Here is a 14,469-nt window from a genome sequence, read left to right on the forward strand (position 1 = left end):
GTTCTGGGCTCCCCGCCTGATTCGCCTCACTTCCCAGCGTTGGGAAAGGATCATGCAGGGACGAGATGGGACGCTACATCCTGCGGCGGCTGTTGATCGCCATCCCCATCCTCTTCGCAATCTCCCTCATTGTCTTTGCGCTTCAGCAACTCACGCCGGGTGACCCGCTCAACGCGTACCTTCCACCGGACTTTCCATTGCCGGAAGCGCAGAAGGAGGCCATGCGGAAGCAACTTGGTCTGGATCAGCCGTTTCTGACGCGCTACGGCTACTGGCTCAAGGAGACGCTGCAAGGCAATCTCGGCACGAGTATCCGCACGCACGAGCCGGTGGTGGACGCTATCAAGGACCGGGTCGGCGCCACCTTGTTGCTCATGGGAACGGCAATCACGATCGGCACCCTGATCGGGGTCATCTTTGGCGTGGTTGCGGCGGTGCGCCAGTATTCGGCGATCGACGGGGTGCTGACCGTCTTTGCGTTTCTGGGGATCTCGACGCCGGTCTACCTGACCGGCCTGTTGGCGCTTTATCTCTTTTCGCTTCAGCTCGGGTGGTTTCCCGCCGGTGGTTACTCCACGCCTGGGCAGCCATTTTCCGTTTCGGACCGTCTTTCGTATCTCATCTTGCCGGCCAGCATCATCGCCATCAACTACATCGCGCAGACGATGCGCTACACGCGCTCGGCGATGCTCGAGGTGCTTGGTCAGGACTACGTGCGCACCGCGCGCGCCAAGGGTTTGAGTGATCGCGCGGTGGTCGCGCGGCATGCCTTTCGCAATGCGTTGCTTCCAATCGTGACCCTGATCGGCGCCAGTGTGCCGGCATTGATCGGCGGGGCGATTTTCATCGAATCGATCTTCGGTTGGCCCGGGGTCGGCCGGTTGCTCCTCAGCGGTGTCGAAGCGCGCGACTACCCGATCATTCTTGGAATTACCTTCATTCTGGCAATCGTGACACTGCTGGCCAACCTGGCGACCGATGTCGTCTATGCGCTCGTCGACCCGAGAATCCGCCTTGATTGACGCCGACACCTTCGACCCGTCTGAATCCCAACTCGTTCAGCCTTCACCGCTCGACCGCCAGGCGCCCGACGGGCTGGGAACCGAAAACGTGGTGCGTAGCCCCACCCGGGAAGTGGTGCGCCGTTTCATGCGGCACAAGCTCGCCATGACGGGGCTCATCGTTTTTCTCGTCATTACGTTGATGGCGATTTTCGCGCCGCTTGTGACGCAATATGACCCCAACCAGATCGATTTGCGCGCGCGCGGGCAAACCCCTTCGATGGAGCACTGGTTCGGCACTGACCGCACAGGCCGCGATGTCTACACCCGCACGGTGTACGCCGGACGGATTTCGCTGCTGGTCGGCGTGCTGGCAGTATTGATCTCGGTGGTGATCGCTATTGTGTTGGGTGCGTGCGCGGGGTTCTTTGGCGGCAAGACCGACATGGTCATCATGCGGTTCACCGATGTCATGATGACCTTCCCGCCCGTAGTCATCTTTGTGGCGGTGGCGGCCGCGGCTGGTCCAGGACTCGTCAACACGATCCTGGTGATTGGCCTGCTTTTCTGGATGATTCCTTGCCGCCTGGTGCGCGCGAAGGTTCTCTCCGTGCGAGAAACCGAATACATCACCGCCGCGCGATCGATTGGCGTGCCGACACGAAGGATCGTCGGATTTCACGCCATCCCCAATGTGCTGGATGTGATCATCGTCTACATCACACTGGGAATGGCGCAGGCCATTCTGCTCGAGGCGGGTCTCTCGTTCCTGGGCGTCGGCATCCAGCCACCGACGTCGAGCTGGGGCAACATGCTGAATGTCGCCCGCAACATCAACACGCTCGAATCGGAACCGTGGCTCTGGATTCCTCCCGGCGTAGCGATCGTGGTGACCGTCCTGGCCGTCAACCTGATCGGCGACGGCCTGCGCGACGCCCTCGACCCCAGAACGAGAACCTGAAAGCAGGCAGCATGCGGCACGCGGCATGCAGTTGGCATGCCGCATGCAATCGGGCACTACTCGCTATCTGCGTGCTGCCTGCCGCCTGCCGCGTGCACGCTACTGAACCCTATTCTCCAGTGTGCCGAGTTTGTCGATCCTGGCGACGACAACATCGCCGGACTTGAGATAGGTCTCGGTGGCTGCGCCGACGCCACCCGGGGTTCCCATGCAGATGAGATCGCCGGGACGCAGGGTGACGAAACGCGACAGGAACGCCACGGCTTCGGGAATCGAGAAGATCATCTCGCCTGCGTCGGAATGCTGGCGAAGCTCGCCGTTGACGGTGAGCGCCATTTCGAGCGTGCTCGGGTCGCCGGCTTCGTCCTTGGTCACCAGGTAGGGTCCGATGGCGGCAAACGAATCGCACCACTTGCCGAGCAGCCAGTCGAACCAGAGGTCTCCCGCGCGCTCGGTGCGCCCTTCGGCGATCTTGAGCGAGCGAGCCGAGACGTCGTTGAAGACGGTGTACCCGGCGACGTAGTTGTTGGCATCGGCAGCAGGAATGCTGACGCCCCTCGGCGCCGATCACAGCAGCGATCTCGTCTCGTAGTCGAGTGTTTCCGAATCGGGCAGGATCAGGATCGGGTCGCCGGTGCCGATGATGGCCGTAGTCGGCTTGATGAAGGGACGCGGATTGATCTTGTTTTTCTCGACCGCCAGAACCACCGCCTTCGATGATGTGCGATTGGTAGTTGCCGGCCAGCAGAAAGATGGTCGGCGGGTTCTGGATCGCGGCCTCGAGCGTTACGTCGCTCTCGGCAATGGTGGGAATCGAACCGACTGCGGCGGCATCTGCGACATCGCCAGCGGTCGTCATTCCCGGCATGCCATGGCGGTCTCGACCACGTTCGACGGCAGTGACGCGCCGATGTACGGCGCCGTCAGCAAGATCGACGATCTTCCCGTCGACCGAGACACCCGCGCGGATCTCCCACCGTTTCTGGAATAGCTAACGAATTTCACTCGACTCCTCCTCAGTGTGTATTACGACTAATCGACAGTGACACGTGTTCCGGTGCGCGCGGATTCGTAGGCGGCGTCGATGACGCCGAGCGCGGCGACAAGGGCGTCGCCGTTCGCCAGAGGTTGCGGTTCTCGTCGATCGAGGCGAGCAGATCGCGAATGACTGCCGGTGCCATGCTGCCATAGCCGGGCAATGCGGCTGTGCTGTACGGGCGTCTCTTCCCGTACAGGATCGTCACGATTGCCCGCGCCGAACGAGCTCACCGAACCGTCGAAGTTCACCGTCAACGATCCGTGCTCGCCGCGGATGGCGAAGTAGCCGGCCGACATCGTGCGCGGCAGAACGAACGCGCAATGCATGGCGCCAGTGGCGCCCGATTCGTAGCGAAACGCGAGCGACAGTACGTCTTCGACATCGATACCGGCATCGTTCACTTGCCCAGCGAGCGCCTGGACCTCGACGATGCGCTCGCCGGTCATGAAACGGCTGGTCGATCTCGTGCACACCGAGCCAGATCGAGATAACCCCACCCTGCAGGCTCATGGGAGAAATTGATTTGCCGGATCGCGCACGAATGGCGACGACGTGTTGAAGACCGATTCGGTGGAAAGCAGCCGCCCAGGACGGCCTCCCAGCATCTGATGGGCATACTGCCAGCCGCGCCCATAGCGACGCAGCAATCCAGTGGCGACTTTGACCTTGTTCGCATCGGCCACGCCGAATGCGCGCTTCGCGGCCCGCCGTGTCGCGGCGCCCGGTTTTGTCGACCAGCATATGCACACCGGCATTCGCCAGGGAGGACTCGATGGCAGCGGGCATGTCACGGTTGGGAAGCGTCACCAGCGCAATTTCCGGCTCGAAACGCTCGACGAGCGTGTCCAATCGAACAGGGTGGCGCGGTGCCGCTCGTGCAGAGACGGCGCGAGATGCGGATCGTGATAGCAGGGCGCCAACCCCTCCAGCAACCGGTCGGGCTCGTAGATCGCAACGATCTCGAGATCGTCCGGGAAGAAGGAGCTCTCGACCCAGCCCGTCGTGTGGTGGTGGTCGAGTCCGACGACCGCGACACCTTGCTTGTCACCCTACCGCCTCCATTCGAAAACCGCCAACCACGGACCGATCCCCTTGCGCGAATCGTTCCAGCACGGCTGCAGCCTCGTCCGGTTGGAACCGGTGCGTGACGAGCTTGTTCAGGTCGATCTTGCCCACGTCCCGCCTGTTCGAGGAGATAGCGGAAATTGCCCTCCCGGTCGAAGGTGAACGGCGAATCGGGAAGCGTCTCTTCCGGATCGTAGCCACAACCGACGACCTCGATCTTCTTGTAGTGCAGTTTGCTGGGGAAGGCGTAGAGCATTTTGTGCAGCGAGCGCGTACTCCGCAGTAGGCGGGCGCCGGTAAGATGCCCATGAGGGCGTGCGGGAATACTCGCTCCTTAGAGAATGCTTGCTCGAAACCCGGCCAAACGCCGCTCGTCTCCATCACAAGGTCGACCACCGCGTGCGCCAGCGGCGTGCTCGATTTCCTGGCCTACCCAGCAGTCTTGGTTCCACCCTGCACGACGGCGGTCAAGCCAGTGTTCTGCCAAACGCGACTCGCTCAGGCGACTACATCGATGCCGATAACGCGGGCCCCCATCATGTCCGCCACCAGCGCTGTCGAGGCGCCGACGAGACCGAGGCCAGCGACGCCACCATCGCTCCAGCCTCTGCTCCGCGTCCCAGGTAGAGCAACTCACCGCCCAACCGGCCAAGTACGACGCGCTCGCGGCTTCCGACGAGACGGCATCGGGGATGCGGTGCACTTTGCGTGCCGGAGCAACCGCACATATTCCTGGTGTCCCAAGCCGTGGCTCCGCAACGCGGTCGCCGACGTCCAAACCCTCGACTCCATCTCCGAGCCTGGTGATGACGCCCGCGCCCAGCGCTTCCCACATGCATTCCTGCGCGGGATCGGATCGCCAGTTCCAGAGTATGAGCCCGTCTGATAGATGTAGACGTTGCTGCCTGGGCTGATGGCAGTGCGTGACCTTCAGTTGCACCTCGCCGGGCCCTGGTTCTGGAATGGCTTCCTCCAGGCACCCGATCGTTCCTGGAGCGGTGACGTAGTAGTGCTTCATCGACGAGTTGACTTCCTTACCAGGCGAGCGCGTAGCCATCGCGTCGAGGGTCGCCGCCACCGCAATAGGCGCCGGTATCCGGGTCGATCATGATGCCCTGGCCTCCTCCGGACGAGCGGCGACCAATCACCCAGCGGCTCGAGAACGTGGCCCAATACGGTCAAGCCGTCGCGCACTGCTTCCGGGATGCGTGTCTCGATCTGTAGTCGAGTGCCAATCGTGGCTTTGATGCGTGGCGCCTCGATCGCGGCCTGTATCGAATACCCATGGTCGATCACATTGCTGATCATCTGCGGCGTCGTCTGCAAAATGCCGAACGACCCAGGCGTGCCGATGACCATGAAGAGCTTGTCGTCACGGAAGATAGCTGGAGCCATGCACATCTCCTGATGTTCCTGATTTGGACCGATGACGTTGGGGCTGTCCTCGCATCAAAATCGAACCAGTAGCCAAAGTTGTTGAGCATCATGACCTGTTTCACCGGCCATGACCCCGCTTCCGAAGCCATCGCCAAGGATTGGGTGACGGCAACCGCGTTGCCCTCGGCGTCGACCACATCGAAATGCGTCGTGCATTCCCTTAGCACCTGTCTCTGATCGCCGGGTTCGATGGAGCTTACTGGACGCTTCCCTCCATAGCGTTCACCCTCGACGCTACTGGAGTTGGCGTCGACCAGCGCGCGCCGTTCGACGTGTACGCATCGGAGAGCAGAACGTCGAGATCGATGGCGGGATTGGTCGTGTAGGCGATGCGGTCGGCGACTGCCACCTTGAAGACCTCGGCCAGGGTGTGCAGGGTCTCGAGCGAGTTCGCCCCGTTTCTGCAAGGTCGAAGGCCACGAGCATCTTGAACGCCTGCAGATACTGCCAACCGCTGCAGTGGGGCGGCGGGCAGCTGATGGAATAGCCGCGGTAGTCGACGCCAATCGGCTCCTTCCACGCCGGCTCGTAGTTGGCGAGGCCGCTGTATCGATGATGCCACCCTGGGCCTGGAATCGACTCGACGATCTCTTTCGCCAGAGCGCCACGGTAGAACGATTCCGCCCGCGCGCGACCCGTGCGTAGGTGGCCGCCAGTTTGGGCTGACGGATGATCTCCGGCGAACGGCGGGGCGGCTATCCGGGCATGAAACCGCCTGGTCCGGTCAGGTTGCCGGCCCGGTAGACCATGTCGTAGAAGTAGGCGTTCTTGACTGTCAGCGGCACGCCCTGGGTCGCGTAGCCGATCGCTGGTGCGAAGAGCGTATCGAGGGGAAGCGGAACCGTACTCCGCATGCGCCGTCAACCATCCTCGCCGCGGCGCTCGGGATCAACGGGGACTTGGGGCCATGGTTCTTTTTCGTTCGGTTTCGAACGCCGACAGCGACGCATTTCGTGAGGCAGGCCCAACGTAATCGAGCACACGCAAACGTCGTTCCCCGGCGGAATAGACGAGCATGTAGCCGCTGCCGCCGATACCGGACATGTACGGTTCGACCACATTCAGCGCAGCCGCGGTGGCAAGTGCCGCATCGACCGCGTTACCGCCGGATTTCAGAATCTCCATTCCGGTAAAGAGGCCAGCGGGCAGCAGAAGCGACCGCACCCCTGGTTCCCATTGCCACCGGTCGATGCGCCACTCCCCTGTTCGGCCACGCCATGCGAAAGCTGCTCCCCGTTGAAATCACTGTTCGCGTTGCCCGGCATTTTGTCACAGTCGGACAGCATCCGCTCGGGGTCTATCGCGGTTGTCAGACATCTTGCTGGGAGCGATAGAATCGTTCCATCTCTGAGCGCGCGGAAGGGACTCACCATGACCGATATCGATCGCTATCTGGCTTCACTGAAGAACCCGGCGAATGAGGATCCGGCAATTACATGGACGTCATCGAGACGGCGGCTCCTGGACTTCCGATTCGCCTCCTGGGAGTACTCGGGCGGTGTCATTGGCTATGGGCACTACCACTGGCCTACAGATGCGTCCGAGCACGGGCGAATTCTTCATGATCGGAGTCAGTAGCCGAAAGCGGTATGTCGCGATCTATACCAACGCTGCCAGTGGGCAGGGATATCTGGCGGAGACATTCGAGGACCGTCTTGGCGGATGAAGATCGGCAAGAGCTGTATCGAGGCGCCGGACAAGACCGGGATCGCGGATGACGTGCTGGTCGACCTGGTCACGCAATCGGTCGCGTACTTCTTTCGGACGGAGTTCGAGAAGCCAAAGACACCAAACTCGTTGCAGCTCTGGAGTAGCGCGCTGGCGGAAAGGAATTGCTCGGAAATGAAGCGATCGCGAGGATATAGCATTCAGACAGATGTCTATACCTATCCCAACAACAACTGCCGCTCCGCGGCACCCAGACAGAAAACATCCTCGCCTTCCAATGGCGCATCTGGTCAGGGGTGGGCCGCATTGCCCGGCGTATGGGCTGAGACAAACGGCATCTGCTCTGGGTCGAAAACCTCCGCCAACTCGAGGAGCCGCACCGACGCGCAGATCGGGAGGCCAACCACGTTGCTGTAGCACCCAACGATCCCTTCCACCATAGTTGCGGCTTCGCCCTGAATGGCATATCCGCCAGCCTTGTCGAGCGGCTCACCGGTGGCGACATATGCCTCGATTTCATCGTCGCCCAGATCCCGGATGCGCACCTCGCTGCGCACAACCTCGTCCCACGACTCGCCGGTCAGCGGATCGAGGACCACGACCGCGGTGTAGACCTCGTGCGATCGCCCACGCAGCCGGTGAACATATGCGCCGCGTCCCCGGCGTCGCGCGGTTTCCTCAAGATGTCGCCGTCAAGCACCACATCGGTATCCGCCGCCAGGATCAGACAGCTGCCTGTGCCTGGCGCCACGGCATCGGCCTTGGCGCGAGCGATGGCGAGCACATTTTCAGCAGGCGCTGCGAGGTGTCGATCAGTTCTTCCGCACCGCTGACCATGACCTCGAACCGTTCGACAACTTGCCCGAGCAGTTCGAGCCTGCGCGGCGATCCAGAAGCAAGCACCAGGCAACGGGCGGATTCGGGCATCGTTCCCCTCTTTCCATGTACGATTCGCGCAAACTTACCGACAGTCGAATCGGGAGTTACGATCCGGACGCCATGCACCGAGATTTCTATACCGTTATCCTCGGCAGGGGCGCGGGCACACGCCTGTGGCCGCTTAGCCGCGCCGCACGCCCGGTTCGTTCGCTAATTGGCGACAAGTCGTTGCCGCAGCTTACTGCCGAGCGGGGTCGCGCCATTTTCGCCGCCAGGATCGCATCTTCACCGTTTCCGGTTCAGCGCACCCGCTGCAATCGCCTGGCAGCTTCCGGACATTCCCGAATCGAATCTGCTCGTCGAACCGGGAATGCGCGGCACTGGCAATGCCATCGCGCTGGCAGCGCTGCTGCTGATCGCCCAACGCGACCCGCACGCGGTGATGGGAAGCTTCGCCGCGGATCACAAGATCGCGAATACGGACGAGTTCCATCGAGCGCCGGCGACCGCGATCCGTTCGGCAGAAGCCGGATACTTGACCACGATCGGAATCGAGCCGAGTCATCCTGAACGGGATATGGCTACATCGAGCGCACGGACGACCTGGCCCTGCCGGGCGGGTACTTCGCGCGGCGCTTCGTCGAGAGGCCTGATCTGGAAACCGCGCAACGTTTCCTGACTCTGGCCGCTACTTTTCCATGGAACGCCAGCATGTTCGTCTGGCGAATCGATGTCTTTCTGCGCGAGTTCGAGCGGGCGCAACCAGATCTCCTCCGGGTGCCGCAGCGGATAGCGGCATGCTGGGGAGACCCAGAACGGGCAGACGAGATCGAGCGCGCATGGCTCGACCTGCCAGTGACCACCATCGATCACGGTCTGATGGTTATGTGGACGAGTTCGTCGTGGTCCCGGTGACACGGCTGGTCAGATATTGGCGACTGGAACGGATTCGCCGAATTGCTGGCCACCGACGAGGACGAGAACTGCTTCCACGGGAGGTCGTCGCGAGCGGCGTCCGGGAGGTACGTCTGGTCGCAACGATCACTGCGGTTTCGTGGGGGTAAGCAATCTGGCGGTGACTGGACGGAAGACACGCTCATGATCGTCGACCGGGCCAGCGCCCAGATGTGCGTGCGATCGTGTCCAAAATGGAGCGGGAACGTCCTGACCTGACATGACAACGGCGACCACCGATCCCATCCCTGTCGGTATCGACGAAATCGAAGCAGCCCGGCGCGCCTCTTCGACGGACCGGGCGGCCCGATTGCAACGCGCACGCCGCCTTATCCTCTCGGACCCGTTGAGCAACCAGCTGGGATGCCGTGTCTGCTCCAAGTTGGAGAACCTGCAAAAACGGGGTCGTACAAGATCCGCGGCGCGTACAACAACATCGCCAACCTGACTCCGGAACAAGCAAGCGCAGGCATCGTGACCGCCTCGGCAGGAAATCACGCGCAGGGTGTGGCGCTGGCGGCGGCACTGTTTGGCATCGCGACCAAACATCGGTTTTTGTGCCTGTTGGCACCCCAAGGTGAAACAGGACAACACGCGAGCGTATGGCGTCGATGTGCGTGAGGTCGGTGAGAACTTCGACCTGGCGCGCAAACCGCCGAGGAAGCAGCGGAAAGCGGCCGCGTGTTCATCCTGGCGAATACCGTTCGACGACTGGCGGACGATTGCCGGCCAGGGCACGATTGGTCTGGAGATGTCGACGATCTGCCGCAGGCACGCGCGATCGTCGCACCGGTAGGCAGGCGGCCTCATTGCGGGTATAGCCCTGGCGGTTGCCGGACGACACGCCAACACCACGGTGATCGGCGTCGAGGCCGAAGGCGCGGCCAGCCTGGTTTGGGCATCGATCACGGCTCGCCGGAAGCGATGCCAACCTGCTGCCCGCAGATTGCCGATGGCATCAAGGTCAGCCAGATCGGCGATCGGCCGTTTCTGGTCGCCGGCAGACTGATCGGCCGTGACCGTATCACTGACCGTGCCGGATACGGAGATCGTGGCGGCAATAGCCGATCTGATGGTCATGCGGGAGATGTCGCGAGGGTGCTGGCGCGACCGCGCTTGCGGGACTGCGCGATATTCAGCAAGGCCGTGTGCCCTCGGTCCCCGTACGGCAAGGACGACGACGTGATCGTGCTGGTGTCGGGCGGGAATATCGATCCGAGCTTCTCATGGCGCATTCTTTATGAGCGGTCGGTGCGCAACTTGCTGGTCATTCGCGTGGCGATGCCGGATAGGCCCGGCGAACTGCTGCGCATGTTGTTGCCAATCGCCCACCTGAACGTCAGCATCATCGACGTGGACGTCAACCGGCTGGACGCCCGGCCCCGCATGGGCAGGCGGATCGTGGAGCTGTGCGTGGCGATCTCCGCGCAATCTCAGGCGGACAACATGCTCAGCGCGTTGCGATCCGGGATACAACGTGCTGGTCAGCCGCTGGCAAGACCCACGCATCGACCGCGGTGGCAATCTCTCCCGCTCGATCTTGACAGCGGATCGCGGATTCGATGCTGCATCCGAGGAGATGACGAATGTCTGGCGGAAGCAATCCGACGATCGGCGCGAGTTCGACGATCCGATCGCCTACCGCCGATCCTGAGCGATCAACATGCCCAACGAGGCCCTGCGAGAAGAACTGGAGCGCATGACTCCCGAAGAACGGGAGGCGTACCTGAACTACCTCGAAGAGCTGGCCAAAGGAGTATCTGGAGCCCCGGTGGTCCCTGACCCGGCCCAGTGTCCAGCGACAACGCACTGGACACTCGACCCTGGACGCTGGACGACCGCCTAATACGCGTCCTGCTTGTTCGGATCGATCCGAGCTGGGCCATCTCGGCGGCAATCCCGTTGAAGGATGAATCCGGCATCGGATCAACGGTCAGGAACTGGAATCCCACGCGCGGCCAGCGCGAGCGCTTCGGTGGGACCGGATGTCGCATAGCCGGCGAACTTGCCGGTGTTCTTGCAGGCCTGCAGCGTTCTCTCCACCGCTTCCGCATGCACCTCACTGGCGAACCGATCACGCGGGTGGATGCCGTATGAGAGCGCCAGATCGGACGGCCCGATCCAGCAACCATCGACACCTGGCGTCGAGAGAATTGCCTCGGCGTTTTCTACCGCGGTCTTGGTCTCGATCTGCACCGCCAGAAAAACCTCGCGGTCGATTTCATCGGTGTAGTTGGCGCCGTATCGCGCCGCTCGCCCCCAGCCCCAGGAGCGCGTGCCGATCGGCGGAAAGCGGCAGGCATCCGCGGCCCTTTTTGGCATCGGCGGCGCTGTTCACCATGGGAACCACGATGCCGACACACCCTTCGTCCAGGAAGCGGCCGATCCAGGTGAAATCGTTGACTGGAACGCGGGCAACCGCATCGGCCGGGTAACCGCCGATCGCCAGAAGGCAATCGATCACGCGGTCCATCCCGAACGAACCATGCTGCCCGTCGAGAAAGACGAAATCGATCCCCGAGGCAGCCAGCGTCTCGGTGGCAATTGGCGATCCGATGCCGGACGCGAATCCATAAACGGGCTTGCCGGCCTTGATCTTCGCGAGTGTCCTGTTCTTCATGTTCCCTCCCTTGGCTCAGGCCGCGGTGGCCCAAAGCGATTCAGAACGTCCGAGGCGCCGTGCGTCCGGGACGGCAGTTGCTTCTCGCGGACGTCGTCGCTATCGCCTATACCCCGATTGCTGAACGATTGCCTACTACAAGCTGCCGTTGCCTTCAGACGTGCCAACCGTATGGAACAGCGCCGCTATCCAGATTGCGCAACAGGTCCGGGTCGAGCGTCGGCATCGAGGAGTTTCGTCGTTCTGGTAAGACGTCTGATGAACGACTGGCCGATTGTAGATGGTTCTCGCATCCCTCGCTGGCGGCTATCCGATCGCGCTCACGATGAAGAATGTAGGTCCACGCGCGTGCTAACTCGCGAGCGCATAGATCGACTCGGCCAGTCCCAAAGCGCTTCGCCTCGGACACCAGCGCGTTCCAGGTGGTGTCGTCGACCATGCACCCTTCGGCTTCGCGCCGTGCCTGCTCGCGCACCTCGAAATCGCCGGGCATCAGGACCTCTGAAAAACCTTCAGCCGGCGTGGCGCCGCTGCACCGCCAGCTTCTTCGGTCACGACGTCACGGAAGAAGTCAAAGCAACGCCGGACAACGCGCGGGATCGATGGCGATGACGACGGGACCGTTGCCTCCTCGATGCGTTTTCAACCGGTCCTGGGTCATCCCCGCCAGACCACGGTAGAGGCAGCTGCGCCAGGATGCTGAATCCGGAGCCCTTGTGACCACCGAACGCCATCAGCGCGCCTCCGTCGTAGAAGTCATTCGGATCGAGCGAAGGCGCGCCATCTTTGTTGACGATCACACCTGGAGGAACAGGGACACCCTTGTTGCGCGCCACCCGCACCTTGCCTTCGGCTATTTGGGCAGTGGCAATGTCGAGCGCGAACGGCTGATCCTCGTCAGTTCCTGGAACAGACCAGGCGATCGGGTTGGTGCCCATCACACGGGTGCGCGCTCCATAGGGCGCAACCGCTGCTCCCGCGTTCGCCATCGCGATACCGATCATCCCGTCTCGGGCAATGGTTTCCACATAGGGAGCGACCGCGCCCGACATGGAAACAGCGCTCGACCGTTCCGATGGCAATTCCATACTCCCGTGCCAGGCGCATCGTCTCGTTCACCGCGAGGTGAAACGCGGGCTGTCCCCATCCCCATTTGCCGACCTTGAGGGTCGCCCCATCGATGGAGACCACTTTGCCGCCTCGGCCTTCGGGTCGAGCGCGCCACTTTCGACAGCTTCGATGTACTGGAGGATACGAATGACGCCATGGGAATCGTGGCCGGTCAGGTTGGCGGCCACAAGCGAGTTTAATGAACGCCGATGTCTCGATAAGTGTGCCGACTGCCTCGAACAAGCCCGGTCATCAGCCCGCGAAGCTGGTCGGCGCTGCAAATTGGCATGGAACAATCGACTCGATCGTGCTTTTTCGCCCCGGTCCGTTGTTGCCGGATTGTAGAGGTCCGCACGAACGATCGCCGCCAGGCATCGTGGGAACCGGTGAGCGGTGTCGCTTGCTATCAGTGACAGAGGACTGGGCGTCTACCCCTCGTACCCGCGCACCACACCCTGGAGCAACTGGCCCGACTCGGCCATGACATAGCGGAGACCGTCCAGATAGAGCAGAACATCCAGCAGCTCCTGTCCCTGGAAATGCTCGACCGCATCGGCAAGCTCGCCGCATTCACGCAGCGCGGCGACCAGGTTCTGCCGAGCCTGAGCGCCGCGTTGGAATTCGTTCCGATCGAGATCGCTCACAGGGCCATCTCCGTCGCGAGTGGTGGACGGGTCCAGTTCGCGCCGAACTGATTGGCAAGCACGGCTTCGATCGCCATACCGATCTGGCAGAGACGCGCTTCGTCATACGGGCGTCCCGCGATCTGCAGGCCGACCGGCAAGCCATTCCCATCGAACCCGCACGGAATCGAGAGCACCGGCTGTCCGGTGATATTGAAGGGCATCGTCATGCGCGTGTACGCCAGGGTGACATGCTCGCGCGCCGTTCCGGGATAGTCGGCAAAGAGGTCGTCGGCTGGCAATGCCGTGGCAGGTGTCGCAGGAGAAACCAGCACGTCGACTCCGTGATCGAGATAGACCTGCTCGATACTGGCGCGCACCACCGTGCGCGCTTGTTGCGCGCGCACCAATGCGCCAGCCGGAATCAGCGACGACGCCTTCACGCGCTCCATGAGCGTCGGACCATAGCTACCCGGGTTCTTCTTGACCCCTTCGCGGTGCACAACCTCGGTCTCGACCCGGTTGATGATGAACCCGGCGGCCCGCGCCGCGCGGGCATCGTCCCACGGCGCATCGACCACCTGAGCGCCGCCAGCCGCAAGCAAGCCGATGGCCTGCCGTACTGCCTCGTAGACACCCGGTTGCAGTTGCTCGAAGAAATGCGGATGCGACACGCCGACGCGTATCTCGGAAAGCGCCAATGGCATGAGCGGCGCCGATTGCTCGATGCCGGCCAGCGCGCAGTACATCGTATAGGCGTCTTCGGTTGTTCTGGTCAGCGGCCCGACCGTATCCAGGGCCCAGGAAAGCGGAAAGACGCCCCTGGTGCTGAGAACGCCATAGGTCGGCTTCAGACCGACCGCGCCACAAACCGAAGCGGGAATACGGATGCTCCCGCCGGTGTCGGAACCCATCGCAGCCGTGGCCGATCCCACCGAAACCGCTGCCGCCGATCCGCCAGACGATCCCCCCGGAATGCGGGTTGGGTCCCATGGGTTACGCGCCGGAGGGCTGACGACCCCGGCCGCGAATTCCTGCGTGACCGTCTTGCCGATGACGATGCCGCCGGCGCACCGCAGCATCTCGACCGAGGCCGAATCCTCTGTGGCGGC

The 14,469-nt window shown here is 62.5% G+C and carries 25 protein-coding genes; 9 read left to right on the forward strand and 16 right to left on the reverse strand.

The window, feature by feature from the left end; genetic code table 11:
* Positions 1-65 precede the first annotated feature (65 nt).
* Complete coding sequence (locus tag R2855_12515; GenBank protein MEZ4531830.1) at positions 66-1,022, forward strand: ABC transporter permease; 957 nt, start codon at positions 66-68, stop codon at positions 1,020-1,022.
* Positions 1,015-1,962 (forward strand): ABC transporter permease, encoded by a 948-nt coding sequence (locus tag R2855_12520; GenBank protein ID MEZ4531831.1) that lies wholly within the window; start codon positions 1,015-1,017, stop codon positions 1,960-1,962. Before R2855_12515 ends, R2855_12520 begins: the two co-directional genes overlap by 8 nt.
* A gap of 99 nt (positions 1,963-2,061) precedes the next feature.
* On the opposite strand, the gene R2855_12525 is transcribed toward R2855_12520, so the two are convergent.
* Complete coding sequence (locus R2855_12525; protein MEZ4531832.1) at positions 2,062-2,508, reverse strand: fumarylacetoacetate hydrolase family protein; 447 nt, start codon at positions 2,506-2,508, stop codon at positions 2,062-2,064.
* Between the two features lie 21 nt (positions 2,509-2,529).
* Positions 2,530-2,670, reverse strand: a complete 141-nt coding sequence (locus tag R2855_12530; GenBank protein MEZ4531833.1) for a hypothetical protein — start codon at positions 2,668-2,670, stop codon at positions 2,530-2,532.
* A 19-nt stretch (positions 2,671-2,689) separates the two neighbouring features.
* Between R2855_12530 and R2855_12535 the strand changes: the two genes are divergently transcribed.
* Positions 2,690-2,953, forward strand: coding sequence for a hypothetical protein (locus R2855_12535; protein MEZ4531834.1), 264 nt, complete (start codon positions 2,690-2,692; stop codon positions 2,951-2,953).
* A gap of 41 nt (positions 2,954-2,994) precedes the next feature.
* Here the strand turns inward: R2855_12535 and R2855_12540 are convergent, their stop codons facing one another.
* From R2855_12540 to R2855_12565, 6 genes are all read right to left on the reverse strand, one after another.
* On the reverse strand, positions 2,995-3,447 hold the full coding sequence (locus R2855_12540) for a Gfo/Idh/MocA family oxidoreductase (protein MEZ4531835.1): 453 nt from the start codon (positions 3,445-3,447) through the stop codon (positions 2,995-2,997).
* 60 nt (positions 3,448-3,507) lie between these two features.
* Positions 3,508-3,684: a hypothetical protein gene (locus tag R2855_12545; GenBank protein MEZ4531836.1), complete on the reverse strand. Its 177-nt coding sequence runs from the start codon at positions 3,682-3,684 to the stop codon at positions 3,508-3,510.
* A gap of 361 nt (positions 3,685-4,045) precedes the next feature.
* Positions 4,046-4,177 carry a hypothetical protein gene (locus tag R2855_12550; protein ID MEZ4531837.1) on the reverse strand — a complete coding sequence of 44 codons (132 nt, stop codon included), beginning with the start codon at positions 4,175-4,177 and terminating at the stop codon, positions 4,046-4,048.
* A 1,522-nt stretch (positions 4,178-5,699) separates the two neighbouring features.
* Positions 5,700-5,852: a hypothetical protein gene (locus R2855_12555; GenBank protein ID MEZ4531838.1), complete on the reverse strand. Its 153-nt coding sequence runs from the start codon at positions 5,850-5,852 to the stop codon at positions 5,700-5,702.
* A gap of 346 nt (positions 5,853-6,198) precedes the next feature.
* Entirely contained in the window at positions 6,199-6,357 is a 159-nt protein-coding gene (locus R2855_12560; protein MEZ4531839.1) for a hypothetical protein, read from the reverse strand.
* A 34-nt stretch (positions 6,358-6,391) separates the two neighbouring features.
* Positions 6,392-6,667 carry a gamma-glutamyltransferase gene (locus R2855_12565; protein MEZ4531840.1) on the reverse strand — a complete coding sequence of 92 codons (276 nt, stop codon included), beginning with the start codon at positions 6,665-6,667 and terminating at the stop codon, positions 6,392-6,394.
* Between the two features lie 207 nt (positions 6,668-6,874).
* Here R2855_12565 and R2855_12570 point away from each other — a divergent pair, with 207 nt between their 5' ends.
* On the forward strand, positions 6,875-7,081 hold the full coding sequence (locus R2855_12570) for a hypothetical protein (protein MEZ4531841.1): 207 nt from the start codon (positions 6,875-6,877) through the stop codon (positions 7,079-7,081).
* Positions 7,082-7,461: 380 nt separating this feature from the next.
* Here the strand turns inward: R2855_12570 and R2855_12575 are convergent, their stop codons facing one another.
* Together R2855_12575 and R2855_12580 are read right to left on the reverse strand one after the other, a co-directional pair.
* A complete protein-coding gene (locus R2855_12575; protein ID MEZ4531842.1) occupies positions 7,462-7,806 on the reverse strand; it encodes a Maf family protein in 345 nt (114 codons plus the stop codon).
* Positions 7,807-7,894: 88 nt separating this feature from the next.
* A complete protein-coding gene (locus R2855_12580; protein MEZ4531843.1) occupies positions 7,895-8,098 on the reverse strand; it encodes a hypothetical protein in 204 nt (67 codons plus the stop codon).
* Between the two features lie 166 nt (positions 8,099-8,264).
* On the opposite strand from R2855_12580, the gene R2855_12585 reads away from it, so the two are divergent.
* From R2855_12585 to R2855_12605, 5 genes are all read left to right on the forward strand, one after another.
* Positions 8,265-8,729 carry a hypothetical protein gene (locus R2855_12585; protein MEZ4531844.1) on the forward strand — a complete coding sequence of 155 codons (465 nt, stop codon included), beginning with the start codon at positions 8,265-8,267 and terminating at the stop codon, positions 8,727-8,729.
* Positions 8,660-8,965 carry a hypothetical protein gene (locus tag R2855_12590; GenBank protein MEZ4531845.1) on the forward strand — a complete coding sequence of 102 codons (306 nt, stop codon included), beginning with the start codon at positions 8,660-8,662 and terminating at the stop codon, positions 8,963-8,965. Before R2855_12585 ends, R2855_12590 begins: the two co-directional genes overlap by 70 nt.
* A gap of 616 nt (positions 8,966-9,581) precedes the next feature.
* Entirely contained in the window at positions 9,582-9,800 is a 219-nt protein-coding gene (locus tag R2855_12595; protein MEZ4531846.1) for a hypothetical protein, read from the forward strand.
* Between the two features lie 681 nt (positions 9,801-10,481).
* Positions 10,482-10,658, forward strand: coding sequence for a hypothetical protein (locus tag R2855_12600; protein MEZ4531847.1), 177 nt, complete (start codon positions 10,482-10,484; stop codon positions 10,656-10,658).
* A 9-nt stretch (positions 10,659-10,667) separates the two neighbouring features.
* Positions 10,668-10,850 (forward strand): hypothetical protein, encoded by a 183-nt coding sequence (locus R2855_12605; protein MEZ4531848.1) that lies wholly within the window; start codon positions 10,668-10,670, stop codon positions 10,848-10,850.
* Positions 10,851-10,930: 80 nt separating this feature from the next.
* Here R2855_12605 and R2855_12610 read toward each other — a convergent pair whose 3' ends face one another.
* The 6 genes from R2855_12610 to R2855_12635 form a co-directional block, all read right to left on the reverse strand.
* Positions 10,931-11,326 carry an aldolase/citrate lyase family protein gene (locus R2855_12610; GenBank protein MEZ4531849.1) on the reverse strand — a complete coding sequence of 132 codons (396 nt, stop codon included), beginning with the start codon at positions 11,324-11,326 and terminating at the stop codon, positions 10,931-10,933.
* The gene (locus R2855_12615) at positions 11,226-11,624 is read right to left on the reverse strand and encodes an aldolase/citrate lyase family protein (GenBank protein MEZ4531850.1); all 399 of its coding nucleotides are present in this window, start codon (positions 11,622-11,624) and stop codon (positions 11,226-11,228) included. The genes R2855_12610 and R2855_12615 overlap by 101 nt, the downstream gene beginning before the upstream one ends.
* 154 nt (positions 11,625-11,778) lie before the next feature.
* Positions 11,779-12,117: a hypothetical protein gene (locus R2855_12620; GenBank protein ID MEZ4531851.1), complete on the reverse strand. Its 339-nt coding sequence runs from the start codon at positions 12,115-12,117 to the stop codon at positions 11,779-11,781.
* 58 nt (positions 12,118-12,175) lie between these two features.
* Complete coding sequence (locus tag R2855_12625; GenBank protein ID MEZ4531852.1) at positions 12,176-12,706, reverse strand: Ldh family oxidoreductase; 531 nt, start codon at positions 12,704-12,706, stop codon at positions 12,176-12,178.
* 456 nt (positions 12,707-13,162) lie between these two features.
* On the reverse strand, positions 13,163-13,378 hold the full coding sequence (locus R2855_12630; protein MEZ4531853.1) for a hypothetical protein: 216 nt from the start codon (positions 13,376-13,378) through the stop codon (positions 13,163-13,165).
* A partial coding sequence (locus R2855_12635; protein ID MEZ4531854.1) for an amidase occupies positions 13,375-14,469 on the reverse strand: 1,095 nt, incomplete at its 5' end. The genes R2855_12635 and R2855_12630, both read right to left, overlap by 4 nt.

Source organism: Thermomicrobiales bacterium (assembly GCA_041390825.1).
Classification (GTDB): domain Bacteria; phylum Chloroflexota; class Chloroflexia; order Thermomicrobiales; family UBA6265; genus JAMLHN01.

What these genes read in the sequence shown, in the direction of transcription:
- R2855_12560 (MEZ4531839.1), bottom strand. Translation starts at nt 6,357, where the DNA reads ATGCGGAGTACGGTTCCGCTTCCCCTCGATACGCTCTTCGCACCAGCG.
- R2855_12515 (MEZ4531830.1), top strand. Translation starts at nt 66, where the DNA reads ATGGGACGCTACATCCTGCGGCGGCTGTTGATCGCCATCCCCATCCTC.
- R2855_12610 (MEZ4531849.1), bottom strand. Translation starts at nt 11,326, where the DNA reads ATGCCAAAAAGGGCCGCGGATGCCTGCCGCTTTCCGCCGATCGGCACG.
- R2855_12620 (MEZ4531851.1), bottom strand. Translation starts at nt 12,117, where the DNA reads ATGCCCGGCGATTTCGAGGTGCGCGAGCAGGCACGGCGCGAAGCCGAA.
- R2855_12540 (MEZ4531835.1), bottom strand. Translation starts at nt 3,447, where the DNA reads ATGACCGGCGAGCGCATCGTCGAGGTCCAGGCGCTCGCTGGGCAAGTG.
- R2855_12580 (MEZ4531843.1), bottom strand. Translation starts at nt 8,098, where the DNA reads ATGCCCGAATCCGCCCGTTGCCTGGTGCTTGCTTCTGGATCGCCGCGC.
- R2855_12605 (MEZ4531848.1), top strand. Translation starts at nt 10,668, where the DNA reads ATGCCCAACGAGGCCCTGCGAGAAGAACTGGAGCGCATGACTCCCGAA.
- R2855_12615 (MEZ4531850.1), bottom strand. Translation starts at nt 11,624, where the DNA reads ATGAAGAACAGGACACTCGCGAAGATCAAGGCCGGCAAGCCCGTTTAT.
- R2855_12570 (MEZ4531841.1), top strand. Translation starts at nt 6,875, where the DNA reads ATGACCGATATCGATCGCTATCTGGCTTCACTGAAGAACCCGGCGAAT.